This window comes from Domibacillus enclensis, assembly GCF_900156125.1.
GTDB classification, from domain to species: Bacteria; Bacillota; Bacilli; order Bacillales; family Domibacillaceae; genus Domibacillus; species Domibacillus enclensis.
Window position 1 is genome coordinate 32,511 of the sequence record NZ_FTLX01000014.1, and the last position, 13,360, is coordinate 45,870.

A 13,360-nucleotide genomic window follows, 5' to 3' on the forward strand; every position below is an offset into this window, starting at 1 on the left:
AATGATCGGTTTCCGTCGACTATGAAGAAAACGAATGAAAGGCGGAACGATGATGAACAGAGGAACGATGAAACAATTGCTGCTGCTCACAGACGGTTGTTCAAATACAGGGGAAAGCCCGGTTGATATGGCTCATTTCGCCCGGCGCCACGGCATTACCGTCAATGTCATTGGCATTATTGAGGAAAACGGCAGCGAGTCGGGGCTCGATGAAGTAGAGGCCATTGCCAGAGCCGGAGGAGGGGAAAGCCGGATTGTACAGGCAGCTTCCTTATCGGAAACCGTCGTAAACGTAACCAGGCAGGCGATGACTGGAACGATTTACAGCATCATTAATGAAGAGCTGAGAGGCATTTTAAACAAAGAGTCCAGCATCGAGTCGCTTCCGCCGAAAACGAGAAGTGAAATTGCCCAAAAAGTAGAGGATATTAGTGAAGAATCAGCGCTTGAGCTGCTCGTTCTGACCGATATGAGCGCCAGCATGAAGCAGAAGCTGCCGGCCGTTAAAGAAGCACTGTACGATTTATCCGTTACGATGCAGTCCCGAATCGGCCCGTCTTCCTTTTCGCTGTGGATATTCCCCGGGAAATACAGCGCGGCAGAAGAGCGGATCGGCTGGACGAACCAAGCGGGCAAGCTGGCAGAATCGTTTCCTCATCTCGTATCAGGCGGCATTACACCGACCGGTCCTGCGATGCGGCAGGCGCTATCGTCCTTTTTAGAAATGGATGTATATGATGAGAAATCAATATGAAGTGAAAAGCGGCGACTTGATTAAAGGAAAGTGGACCGGGCATATATGGAGGGTGGAGCGCGAAATTGGCCGGGGCGCAAACGGCATTGTATACCTCGTGACCGGAGTGGTCGGGCAGGCGGCACTGAAGTTTGCAGATTCCTCTTCAGTCGCAGCTGAAACCAATTCACTCACAGCGCTTGAGCGGGTCAGGGGATCATCTCCAGGCCCTTTTTTTATTGAAGCAGACGATGCAGAACAAGGAGGCGCTGTGCATCCGTTTTACATTATGGAGTACATTGAAGGGCCGATGCTTCATACGTTTATGAAACAAAAAAAACAAGAATGGGCGATTATTCTGCTGATCTGGCTGCTGCACTTTTTAGAAGCGCTTCATCACGCAGGCTGTGTGATGGGTGATTTAAAGCCGGAAAATTTCATCGTAACAGGCGATAAAAATAAAATTCGCGCTGTGGATGTAGGCGGAATCACCAAATTTGGCCGGTCTGTCAAGGAATACACAGCCCTCTATGACCGGGCCGCCTGGCAGGCCGGAACAAGAAAAGCGGAGCCTTCTTATGATTTATTCGGAGCGGCGGTTTTGATCGCGGCTCTTGTCCACAGGCAGCCCGTTCACCAGGCACTCGGCGACCGGGAAGCACTGGTCCGCATCATTCAGTCATCGGCCGTCCTCCAAAAAATCGCACCGGTTTTGACGAAGGCTCTTTATAATGAGTATGATCAAGCCGTGACAATGAGGAAGGAGCTGCTTTATTGTTTTGCTCAAAGTAGCTCATCTCCACAAAAAACGAAACGCAAAGTGGTTTTGCAAGCCAGGTGGATGGTATATGCGGGTGCTTTTGCCGCCATCCTCGCCTTCTTTTTGTTAAACTGAAAGAAAAGCGGAAAGGCGGCTTGAGCAGGTGCGATTTTTTGAAGAAAAAGTGAAATCGTTTATCGAACAGCATAAGTTGATTCAACCGGGGGACCACCTGGCGGCAGCAGTGTCCGGCGGCATCGATTCAATGGTGCTTCTCGCTTTTTTGCATGACCAGCAGGAAAGGCTCGGCATTTCTGTTAGCGCTATTCATGTGGACCATATGCTGAGGGGGGAAGAGTCATACGCTGACCTTCTATTTGTACAGGCCTATTGCCGGGAAAAGGGCATTCCGTTTTGGGGAAGGCAGGCTGATGCAGCAGCAGAAGCAGCAAGGAGCCGGACGGGTATTCAGCAGGCGGCCCGTCATGTGCGGTATGATCTGTTCCAAAAAGGCATGCAGGAGCTCGGGGCAAACAAGCTGGCGACAGCACATCATGCAGATGATCAGACGGAAACGGTGCTCATGCAGCTGGCGCGGGGCAGTCATTCGTACTCGGGCATTCCCGTTATCCGTCCGTTTGCTGAAGGACAGATGATTCGTCCGTTTTTATCTGTGATGAAGGAGGACATTGAGGGCTATGCAGCCGAACAGGCCATTTTGTACCGTCAAGATCCAAGCAATGACAAAGAGACGTATACAAGAAATCGATTCCGGAAGCAGGCGCTTCCTTTTCTGAAAATGGAAAATCGAAAAGCGCCCTTGCATGTGCAGCGGTTTGCGCAGGAGCGGCAGGAGGACGAGGTGTTTTTGCGGTCGCTGGCAGAGGAAATGGTACAGAATATGTCGATCTGGAAACAAGAAAGCGTCTCCCTTCAAATCAAGCCGTTTCTGCAGGTGCCTTTGCCTTTACAAAGAAGGGCGATTCATCTAATATTAAACTATCTTTATCATGGAAAAACAGCGTTTTCTTTTCTACATATTCAAGACATTTTACACCTGCTTCAATCAACTGCCCCATCCGGAACTTTAACTCTTCCAGCCCATCTCACTGTGAGTAAAATTGCCGACCATTGTCTTTTTGCTTACGAGATTGATCAGGAGCCGGACGATCAGCCCGCTCTTTTGCGTGAAGGGGAGTGCGTACACCGGAAAGGAATCGGGAGCTTTACCCTGGCAGCAGCCGATGATTGTTCTGATGAAGCATCATGTTTTCGTTTGAAGGAGGGGGCGGCTCTGCCGATTTGGATTCGGACGAGGCAGCAGGGAGACCGAATGCAGCTGAGAGGCATGAATGGGTCGAAAAAGCTTTCCAGGCTTTTGATCGACGAAAAAATTCCTCTTGCTTATCGGGAGCATATTCCGGTTGTAACGGACGCGTCCGACACGATTCTCTGGTTACCGGGAATCCGTAAATCGGTTCATGAAGGCGATGGGCCGCTGCTGTTGATTTATGAAAAGGAATGAACCAACTTTGGGAGGAAAATCTATTGCTACGTAACGATATCGAAGAAATATTGATTTCGGAAGAAGAAATACAAGAGAAAATAAAGGAGCTCGGTGCTTCATTAACGGAAGAGTATGGGGACAGCTTCCCGCTGTTCGTTTGTGTCTTAAAGGGTGCAATGCCGTTTATGTCCGATTTAATCAAGCGTGTCGACACCCATCTTGAAATCGACTTTATGGATGTATCAAGCTATGGTGCATCGACGGTTTCATCAGGAGAAGTGAAGATTGTAAAAGACTTGAACACCTCCGTTGAAGGACGGGATGTGCTGATTATCGAGGATATTATCGACAGCGGCCTGACATTAAGCTACCTGGCTGAGCTTTTCCATTACCGGAAAGCGAAGTCCGTGAAAATTGTCACGCTTCTTGACAAGCCGACCGGACGCAAGGCAAAAATCAAAGCAGACATGATCGGCTTTACCGTGCCGGATGCGTTTGTTGTCGGGTATGGCCTTGATTACGCGGAACGCTACCGCAACCTGCCGTATATCGGTGTTTTAAAGCCGGAGATTTACACGACGGCTGAAGAGGAATAATCAGTCGGAATGAATAGGCTAAAAGAAGGTTCAAATAGTTGTAACGCCAACTTTTTGTATGATAACATTGCATATAGTCAGTTTTTCTCGGGAGGAGGTAAGGGATGAACAGAATTTTTCGGTATACGATATTTTATTTACTCGTTTTCCTTGTAATTATTGGAGTTGTCAGTTACTTCAACAACAATAATGCACCAACGAATGACGTCACGTATAATGAATTCCTAACATACCTGGAGCAGGATGACGTTGAAGAATTCACGATTCAGCCAGAGCGCGGCGTGTATGAAATACGCGGACAGTTAAAAGGGGCAGAAGAGGGTGAGGTGTTCGTTGCTTACATCACAGGCAATGACACAATGCTGAACCAGATTAACGAAGCGTCTCAAGGCACAACAGCGGAAGTTCTTCCGGCAAAAGAAACGAGTGGGTGGGTTCAGTTTTTCACAACCATCATCCCATTCCTGATCATCTTTATTTTCTTCTTCTTCTTACTGAACCAAGCACAGGGCGGCGGTGGCGGCCGTGTGATGAACTTTGGTAAAAGTAAAGCACGCCTTTACAATGATGAAAAGAAAAAAGTCCGGTTTAACGATGTAGCCGGTGCGGATGAAGAAAAGCAGGAGCTTGTGGAGGTTGTGGAGTTCTTAAAAGACCCTCGCAAATTCTCTGAGCTCGGTGCCCGTATTCCAAAAGGGGTGCTGCTTGTTGGACCTCCTGGTACAGGTAAAACATTGCTTGCCAAAGCGGTGGCAGGAGAAGCAGGCGTGCCGTTCTTCTCTATCAGTGGTTCGGATTTCGTCGAAATGTTTGTCGGCGTCGGGGCATCCCGTGTTCGCGACTTGTTCGAAAACGCGAAAAAGAATGCACCTTGCATCATTTTCATCGATGAAATTGACGCAGTCGGACGTCAGCGTGGTGCCGGTCTTGGCGGCGGTCACGATGAGCGTGAGCAAACATTGAACCAGCTGCTTGTTGAAATGGATGGCTTTAGCGCCAATGAAGGCATCATTATGATTGCGGCAACGAACCGTGCCGACATTCTCGATCCGGCTCTTCTTCGTCCAGGCCGTTTTGACCGTCAAATTACGGTTGACCGTCCGGATGTAACAGGCCGTGAAGCGGTTCTTCGCGTTCATGCGAGAAACAAGCCTCTTCATGAATCGGTTGACTTAAAAGCTATCGCACAGCGCACACCTGGCTTTTCCGGTGCAGATCTTGAAAACTTATTGAACGAAGCAGCACTGGTTGCAGCTCGTTCGGATAAAAAGAAAATTGACATGATTGACGTTGATGAAGCAACGGACCGTGTTATTGCAGGTCCTGCGAAAAAGAGCCGCGTCATTTCCAAAAAAGAACGCAAAATTGTTGCCTTCCACGAAGCCGGTCATACCGTTATCGGACTTGTGCTTGATGACGCCGATATCGTTCATAAAGTAACCATCGTTCCACGCGGACAAGCAGGCGGCTATGCTGTTATGCTTCCGAAAGAGGATCGTTACTTTATGACGAAGCCGGAGCTTTTGGATAAGATTACGGGACTCCTTGGAGGCCGAGTGGCAGAGGATATTATCTTCGGTGAAGTGTCAACAGGCGCTCACAATGATTTCCAGCGTGCGACAGGCATTGCCCGCCGCATGGTAACGGAATTCGGAATGAGCGACAAGCTTGGACCGCTTCAGTTCGGTCAAGCGCAGGGACAAGTATTCTTAGGCCGCGATTTCAATAGCGAGCAAAACTATTCAGACCGGATTGCGTACGAAATTGATACGGAAATCCAAACGATTATTAAAGAATGCTATGAACGTGCGAAGCAAATTTTAACAGAGAACCGCGATAAGCTTGAGCTTATTGCGAATACACTCCTTGATATCGAAACGCTTGATGCAGCCCAAATCCGTCACCTGGCGGACCACGGCACATTGCCGGAGCGTGATTACTCAGATAATGAGCCATCAAAAGACAACGGCGATCAAGCGGGAGAAACCGCTGAAACGGAAGGAACACCTGCAACGGAGACGACGAATCTTCCGGCTGATGCAGCGGGTGAACCTGAAGTGCGAGACGATCTCCAAAACCCACCGAACAGCGGCGGGCCAAAAGCATAAACGAAGCAGGCGTCCGAAAAGAATTCTTTTCGGGCGTCTTTTCTCTTCTTTTTAAAACGGGTATGGTATGATGGGAATCGAAAATTGAACGGACAGGTGTGGTGAAGGTGATTTTTGTACTGGATGTAGGGAATACCAATACTGTGCTCGGTGTATACGAAGGGGAAACGCTCAAGCATCACTGGCGCATTGAAACAAATCGGAATAAAACCGAGGATGAATACGGCATGATGATCAAAAGCTTGTTTCAGCATGACGGCCTGCAGTTTGAGCAAATCGAAGGAGTTATTATTTCGTCAGTCGTCCCGCCGATTATGGCGGCACTGGAGCGCATGTGTGAAAAGTACTTTCACGTGAAGCCGCTTGTTGTTGGACCCGGTGTCAAAACCGGATTAAACATTAAATATGAAAATCCGCGTGAGGTTGGGGCGGACCGTATTGTCAATGCGGTTGCCGGTATTCATGAATATGGAACACCGCTCATTATCGTTGATTTTGGGACAGCGACGACGTATTGCTATATTGATGAAAATGCCCACTACATGGGGGGGCTGATCGCGCCGGGTATTGGCATTTCAACCGAAGCTCTCTATACAAGAGCCTCCAAGCTGCCCCGGATTGAAATCACCCGTCCTGAATCAGTTGTTGGTAAAAACACCGTTTCCGCCATGCAGGCCGGTATTTTATATGGATACGTCGGGCAGGTCGAGGGAATTGTCAGCCGCATTAAAAAAGAATGGAATGCCAATCCTACTGTTATTGCGACAGGCGGGCTGGCGGGGCTGATTGCAAAAGAATGCAGCATGATTGATGTCGTAGACCCGGATTTAACATTAAAAGGGCTTTTATTAATTTATAAACGAAACGGATGAAAGGAAGAGGAATGTGAGCGATTATTTAGTGAAAGCATTAGCGTTTAACGGTCAAGTGCGCGCGTATGCTGTTGATACAACGGAAACCATTGGCGAGGCTCAAAGAAGACACGGTTCATGGCCAACCGCTTCTGCCGCACTCGGGCGTGCGATGACAGCGGGCGTGATGATGGGCGCAATGATGAAGGGCGAAGAAAAAATTACACTGAAGATCGAAGGCGGCGGGGAAGCCGGTCCGATTCTGGTGGACAGCAATTCAAAAGGAGAGGTTCGCGGCTATATCGCCCGTCCGCAAACCCATTTTGATTTAAACGACCAGGGCAAGCTGGATGTTCGCCGGGCAGTTGGAACGGACGGCATGCTGACGGTTGTCAAAGACCTTGGACTGCGTGAAAACTTCAGCGGCCAGACGCCAATTGTCTCCGGGGAGCTTGGCGAAGATTTCACGTATTATTTTGCGGTATCGGAGCAGGTGCCTTCTTCTGTCGGAGTCGGGGTGCTCGTTAATCCAGACAACACGATTTTAGCGGCAGGCGGATTTATTATTCAGCTGATGCCGAATACAGATGATGATACCATTACAATTTTAGAAGAGCGCATTACGACGATGGAGCCGGTATCAAAGCTGATCGAACGCGGCTTAACGCCGGAGCAATTGCTTACGTATATTCTTGGGGAAGAAAACGTGAAATTTTTAGAGACGATGCCTGTTCATTTCGAATGCAACTGCTCTAAAGAGCGTTTCGGAAGTGCCATTATCAGCCTTGGCCAGCAGGAAATCCAGGAAATGATTGATGAAGACCGCGGTGCAGAAACGCAATGCCACTTTTGCAATGAAACGTACCAGTTCACGGAAGAAGAACTAAAACAATTAAAACAAGAAGCATAAAGCTTAAAAACCTGTCTGCGTAGGCAGGTTTTTTTCGTCTGGCTCCCGAAGTATATATAAGCAAAGTAATTGACTTTTCAAACAAAAGCTGTTAAATTCTATATAACCAATGAAAATACTCGGCATTTAAAATGGAGGTCACAAATTAATGGTACGTGTAGCGAATTCAGTAGCCGATCTAGTCGGCCAAACACCTGTAGTAAAGCTAAACAATGTAGTAAGCGAAAACAGCGCGGATGTGTATGTAAAGCTTGAGTACATGAATCCGGGAAGCAGCGTCAAAGACCGTATTGCTCTTGCGATGATTGAAGCCGCAGAGAAAAAAGGCAATCTGCAGCCTGGCGGAACATTAATTGAACCGACAAGCGGCAACACTGGAATTGGTCTTGCGATGATTGCTGCCGCTAAAGGCTATAAAGCCATTCTTGTTATGCCTGAAACGATGAGCATGGAGCGCCGCAACTTGCTGCGTGCATACGGAGCAGAACTCGTTTTAACGCCAGGACCAGAAGGAATGGGCGGCGCCATCCGCAAAGCGAAAGAATTGGCCGAAGCAAACGGCTATTTCCTGCCGCAGCAATTTGAAAACGAAGCAAACCCTGAGATTCACCGGTTGACAACAGGAAAAGAAATTGTTGAGCAGTTCGATGAATTAGACGCTTTCGTCTCTGGTATCGGTACGGGCGGTACGATTACGGGAGCGGGTCAAGTGATCAAGGAAAAATGGCCAAACGCACAAATCTACGCGATCGAGCCAAAGGATTCACCGGTTCTTTCAGGCGGAAAACCAGGCCCGCATAAAATCCAAGGGATTGGCGCTGGATTTGTCCCAGCTATTCTGGATACAAAAATCTATGATGAAGTCATTCAAATCGACAACGATACAGCATTTGAAACAGCTCGCCGCGTCGCGCGTGAAGAAGGCATTCTTGGCGGCATCTCGTCAGGTGCTGCGATCGCCGCTGCCGTTCAAGTAGCTGAAAAACTGGGCAAAGGCAAAAAAGTGCTGGCGATTCTTCCATCAAACGGCGAACGCTACTTGAGCACACCGCTTTACCAATTTGATTAATAGACCTTCAGCCAGACTGGTTAACCAGTCTGGCTTTTTTTCGTGTTAAAATAAGAAAAAGGAGTGTTGGTTAAGCATGCAAGCAGGAAAGTATAGAGTAAATCTTCATGAGAAAACACATATTATGGGCATTTTAAACACAACACCCGATTCATTTTCAGACGGCGGCCGCTACGACGAAATGGAATCGGCTGTTCGTCATGCAGCTCAAATGGCGGCAGACGGGGCTCATATCATTGATATTGGCGGCGAGTCGACCCGTCCGGGCTATACACCTGTTTCTGTCCCGGAAGAAATAAGCAGGACAGCGCCGGTGATCGAAGCAGTCGCAGCTGCAGTGGATCTTCCTGTATCCATTGATACATTCAAGGCCCGAACAGCGGAACGTGCGGTAGAAGCGGGGGCTTCCATCATCAATGATATATGGGGAGCGAAAAAAGACCCGGACATCGCGGCTGTTGCGGCAGAAAAAGGTGTGCCGATCATTTTAATGCATAACCGGGAAAAGCCCGATTACGCGAATTTTATGCGAGACTGTCTGCAGGATTTATACGAGAGCATCATGATCGCTCAAAAAGCGGGGGTTCCGGATGACCAGATCATTCTGGACCCGGGCATCGGCTTTGCCAAAACAATGGAGCAAAACATCGAAATGATGCAAAACCTGGAACGGGTTGTGGCGCTTGGCTACCCGGTGCTGCTCGGCACATCCAGAAAGCGGGTCATTGATTATGTCCTGCACGTTCCGGTGGACGAGCGAATGGAAGGAACGGGCGCCACATGCTGCTTCGGTGCACAAAAAGGCTGCAGTATTATGCGTGTGCACGACGTAAAGCCAGTAGCCAGAATGATGAAAATGATGGATGCGTTACTTGGGAAGGAGATCAATCATGGATAAAATTTACGTAACGGGCATGGAGTTTTGGGGATACCATGGTGTATTTCAAGAAGAAAACAAGCTCGGCCAGCGGTTTAAAGCAGATGTGACGCTTCAGGTTCCTTTAAAGAAAGCTGGGGAAACAGATAACCTTGAGTACTCTGTGAATTACGCAGATATTTATGAGGCGTGCAAAAAGGTGATCGAAGGCAATCCGGTCAAGCTCGTGGAAACATTAGCTGAAAAAATAGCAGCGGATATTCTCGGGCAATTTTCATCCGTTCAGTCATGCACTGTGAAAATTATTAAGCCGGACCCGCCTATTCCAGGTCACTATCAATTTGTGGCGATTGAAATTACGAGAGACCGCGCGAAATGACTAACATCGCTTATTTATCGCTCGGTACTAATATAGGCGACCGGGAAGGGCACTTAAAAGAAGCGCTGCAGCTTCTTGAAGGCCGGCCGGAAATTCGTCTGGCAGCCGTTTCTTCTATCTATGAAACAGATCCGGTCGGCTTTACCGATCAGCCGCCCTTTTTCAATATTGTGGTGAAGGCCATGACATCCGCGGCTCCTGAAGAACTATTGACGGTTTGTATGCAGATCGAGAATGAACTTGGACGCAAACGGGACATCCGGTGGGGGCCGCGCACAATAGACCTTGACATTTTACTTTATAATCACGACAATATTAAATCAGATAGTCTTATTATTCCCCACCCGCGGATGCACGAGCGCGCTTTTGTGCTGATCCCGCTGGCGGAAATAGATGCATCGATCGAACTTCCGAATGAACGCTTGTCACTGGAGCAATATATACGAAATGTTCAAGGGAAAGAAGGCGTCAAGCTTTGGAAAACAGCGGACGCTTTTTACCGCTTGTGAAAACAGAAAGGTGATTATTCATGTTGAATATCGGACCGGTTGAACTGAAAAACCGGGTAGTGCTGGCGCCGATGGCTGGGGTGTGCAACTCTGCATTCCGCCTTACGGTGAAAGAGTTCGGCGCCGGCATGGTATGTGCGGAAATGGTCAGTGACAAAGGAATTGTTTTGCAAAATCAAAAAACAATGAACATGCTGTACATTGATGAACGGGAGAACCCGCTCAGCCTGCAGATTTTCGGCGGAGAAAAAGAAACGCTCGTTCAAGCCGCCAGCTTTGTAGATAAACATACCAACGCAGACATTATCGACATCAACATGGGCTGCCCTGTTCCGAAAATTACAAAGTGTGATGCCGGTGCGAAATGGCTGCTCGACCCGAACAAAATTTATGAAATGGTGGCTGCTGTTGTTGATGCAGTAGATAAGCCAGTGACGGTGAAGATGCGCATGGGCTGGGATGAGGATCACATCTTCGCAGTGGAAAATGCTCGCGCTGTTGAACGTGCCGGCGGAAATGCAGTCGCTCTTCATGGACGGACACGTGTGCAATTGTACGAGGGAGTCGCGAACTGGGATATCATTAAAGAAGTAAAGCAGTCCATAAATATCCCGCTGATTGGAAACGGTGATGTGCAAACCCCGCAGGACGCAAAACGAATGCTGGATGAAACGGGCTGCGATGCGGTTATGATCGGACGCGCTGCTCTCGGCAATCCATGGATGATGTACCAGACCATTCATTACCTTGAAACAGGCGAACTAAAGCCTGAACCAACGCCGCGTGAAAAAATAGACGTCTGTCTTTTGCATTTAGACCGGTTAATCGGGTTGAAAAATGAACATGTAGCGGTACGCGAAATGAGAAAGCATGCAGCCTGGTATTTAAAAGGCATCCGTGGAAACGGACAGGTGCGCAAAGAAGTCAACCAATGCGAGACGCGTGAAGATCTTGCCAATCTGTTATACGCTTTCGTCAGTGAAGTAGAAGAAAAAGAAGCGTCCATTCAGGCGGTTTAACTTTAGGAGTGAAAAACAAATGAGCGAAGAATTAAACGACCAGCTGCTGGTCAGAAGAGAAAAATTACGGACAATGCAGGAAAAAGGAATGGACCCATTCGGCGGCCGTTTCGATCGTACGCATACAGCGGAAAGCATTGCAGCTGAATTCGAGTCTTTTTCAAAAGAAGAGCTTGAAACAAAAGAAGCAGAAGTAGTGATTGCAGGGCGCATCATGACAAAGCGCGGCAAAGGAAAAGCTGGCTTTGCACATGTACAAGACTTGAGCGGCCAAATTCAAATTTATGTGCGTAAAGATGCTGTCGGAGAAGAGCAATATGAGCTATTCACTGCAACAGACCTTGGGGACATTGTCGGCATCAAAGGAAAAGTATTTAAAACGAACGTAGGCGAGCTTTCCGTAAAAGCGACGGAATACGTGTTCCTGACAAAGTCACTTCGTCCGCTTCCTGACAAGCATCACGGCTTAAAGGACATCGAACAGCGCTACCGTCAGCGTTACCTGGATTTAATGACGAACCAGGAAAGCCAGCAAACTTTTATCGCGCGCAGCCGGATTATCCAGTCTATGCGCCGGTACCTGGACAACAGCGGTTATCTGGAAGTGGAAACCCCAATGATGCATTCTATTGCCGGTGGCGCTGCTGCCCGTCCATTCGTAACACACCACAATGCGCTTGATATGGAGCTGTACATGCGGATCGCGATTGAGCTTCACTTGAAACGTTTAATCGTCGGCGGTATGGAGAAGGTGTACGAAATCGGACGTGTTTTCCGTAATGAAGGGGTATCAACACGCCACAATCCTGAATTTACGATGATTGAGCTGTATGAAGCGTACGCAGATTATACAGATATTATGCAGTTAACAGAAAATGTCATTGCGCATGTGGCAGAGGAAGTAGTTGGTTCTACAACTGTTGCATACGGCGATTACTCAGTAGACCTGAAGCCGGAATGGCGCCGTCTTCACATGGTAGACGCCGTTAAGGAATACACAGGCGTTGACTTCTGGAAAGAAATGAGCGACGAAGAAGCACGTGCACTGGCAAAGGAACACGGCATTGATCACAAAGAAACGATGCAGTACGGCCATATTGTGAATGAGTTCTTTGAACAAAAGGTTGAAGAAGAGCTTATTCAGCCAACCTTCATTTACGGCCATCCGGTTGAAATTTCCCCGCTAGCAAAAAAGAACCCGGAAGATCAGCGCTTCACGGACCGCTTTGAATTGTTTATTGTTGGGCGTGAACACGCCAATGCTTTCACGGAGCTAAACGATCCGATTGATCAGCGCGAACGCTTTGAATCACAATTAAAAGAGCGCGAGCAAGGAAATGACGAGGCGCATGAAATGGATGATGACTTCATCGAGGCGCTTGAATACGGCATGCCGCCAACAGGTGGTCTCGGTATCGGGATTGACCGGTTGGTTATGCTGCTAACGAATTCTCCATCAATTCGGGATGTGCTGTTATTCCCGCTTATGAGACATAAAGACTAAATAAAAATCCCTCCGGCTTCACCGCCGGAGGGATTTTTTTGATCACATGTACTTAAAAAGCGAGCTGACCATAACAGATCTTCGCTTAATTTAAGATAGTGTGAATGAGGCAAAACGATTGTCCGCAAATGATAAGAAATTTGCAATCTGCAAAACAAATACTCTTTTTGAAAAAACTTTTAAAAAAAGCTTGCGTCCGCTCCTGGGCGGTGGTATATTTATATTCGTTGTCAGCAACACACGACAACAAAAACAAAAACATTTCAAAAATGTGATTGACATTACAAATATGAAATGTTAAGATATTAAAGTCGCAAATGACAAATTGAACATTGAACATTGAAAACTGAACAAAATCAATAAAAACGTCAACGTTTTAAGTTTTATCTTCTTATAAGAATACACCCCGTATTCTTATAAGAAACAAATGAGCAAGTCAAACACTTTTTGGAGAGTTTGATCCTGGCTCAGGACGAACGCTGGCGGCGTGCCTAATACATGCAAGTCGAGCGGATTTGATCAGAGCTTGCTCTGGTCA

At 47.8% G+C, this 13,360-nt stretch carries 13 protein-coding genes and 1 rRNA gene; all 14 read left to right on the top strand.

Features of this window, described 5'->3' with window-relative positions:
* Positions 1-49 precede the first annotated feature (49 nt).
* Positions 50-754, top strand: coding sequence for a vWA domain-containing protein (locus tag BW952_RS18330; protein ID WP_231581384.1), 705 nt, complete (start codon positions 50-52; stop codon positions 752-754).
* The gene (locus BW952_RS18335; RefSeq protein WP_052698445.1) at positions 738-1,628 is read left to right on the top strand and encodes a protein kinase domain-containing protein; all 891 of its coding nucleotides are present in this window, start codon (positions 738-740) and stop codon (positions 1,626-1,628) included. The genes BW952_RS18330 and BW952_RS18335 overlap by 17 nt, the downstream gene beginning before the upstream one ends.
* A gap of 28 nt (positions 1,629-1,656) precedes the next feature.
* A complete protein-coding gene (gene tilS / locus BW952_RS18340) occupies positions 1,657-3,018 on the top strand; it encodes a tRNA lysidine(34) synthetase TilS (protein ID WP_045850873.1) in 1,362 nt (453 codons plus the stop codon).
* 23 nt (positions 3,019-3,041) lie between these two features.
* On the top strand, positions 3,042-3,596 hold the full coding sequence (hpt, locus tag BW952_RS18345) for a hypoxanthine phosphoribosyltransferase (protein WP_045850874.1): 555 nt from the start codon (positions 3,042-3,044) through the stop codon (positions 3,594-3,596).
* 104 nt (positions 3,597-3,700) lie between these two features.
* Positions 3,701-5,704, top strand: coding sequence for an ATP-dependent zinc metalloprotease FtsH (gene ftsH / locus BW952_RS18350; protein WP_045850875.1), 2,004 nt, complete (start codon positions 3,701-3,703; stop codon positions 5,702-5,704).
* A 107-nt stretch (positions 5,705-5,811) separates the two neighbouring features.
* Positions 5,812-6,576, top strand: coding sequence for a type III pantothenate kinase (locus BW952_RS18355; protein WP_045850876.1), 765 nt, complete (start codon positions 5,812-5,814; stop codon positions 6,574-6,576).
* Positions 6,577-6,589: 13 nt separating this feature from the next.
* A complete protein-coding gene (gene hslO / locus BW952_RS18360; RefSeq protein ID WP_045850877.1) occupies positions 6,590-7,465 on the top strand; it encodes an Hsp33 family molecular chaperone HslO in 876 nt (291 codons plus the stop codon).
* A gap of 148 nt (positions 7,466-7,613) precedes the next feature.
* Positions 7,614-8,534: a cysteine synthase A gene (gene cysK / locus BW952_RS18365; RefSeq protein ID WP_045850878.1), complete on the top strand. Its 921-nt coding sequence runs from the start codon at positions 7,614-7,616 to the stop codon at positions 8,532-8,534.
* A 76-nt stretch (positions 8,535-8,610) separates the two neighbouring features.
* Positions 8,611-9,432 (top strand): dihydropteroate synthase, encoded by an 822-nt coding sequence (gene folP / locus BW952_RS18370; protein ID WP_045850879.1) that lies wholly within the window; start codon positions 8,611-8,613, stop codon positions 9,430-9,432.
* Positions 9,425-9,790 carry a dihydroneopterin aldolase gene (gene folB / locus BW952_RS18375; protein ID WP_045850880.1) on the top strand — a complete coding sequence of 122 codons (366 nt, stop codon included), beginning with the start codon at positions 9,425-9,427 and terminating at the stop codon, positions 9,788-9,790. Before folP ends, folB begins: the two co-directional genes overlap by 8 nt.
* Positions 9,787-10,299 (top strand): 2-amino-4-hydroxy-6-hydroxymethyldihydropteridine diphosphokinase, encoded by a 513-nt coding sequence (gene folK / locus BW952_RS18380; RefSeq protein WP_045850881.1) that lies wholly within the window; start codon positions 9,787-9,789, stop codon positions 10,297-10,299. Before folB ends, folK begins: the two co-directional genes overlap by 4 nt.
* Before the next feature lie 20 nt (positions 10,300-10,319).
* Positions 10,320-11,318, top strand: a complete 999-nt coding sequence (gene dusB / locus BW952_RS18385; RefSeq protein ID WP_045850882.1) for a tRNA dihydrouridine synthase DusB — start codon at positions 10,320-10,322, stop codon at positions 11,316-11,318.
* Between the two features lie 19 nt (positions 11,319-11,337).
* Positions 11,338-12,822, top strand: coding sequence for a lysine--tRNA ligase (lysS, locus tag BW952_RS18390; RefSeq protein ID WP_045850883.1), 1,485 nt, complete (start codon positions 11,338-11,340; stop codon positions 12,820-12,822).
* 444 nt (positions 12,823-13,266) lie between these two features.
* Positions 13,267-13,360 (top strand): 16S ribosomal RNA (locus BW952_RS18400); the annotation flags it as partial.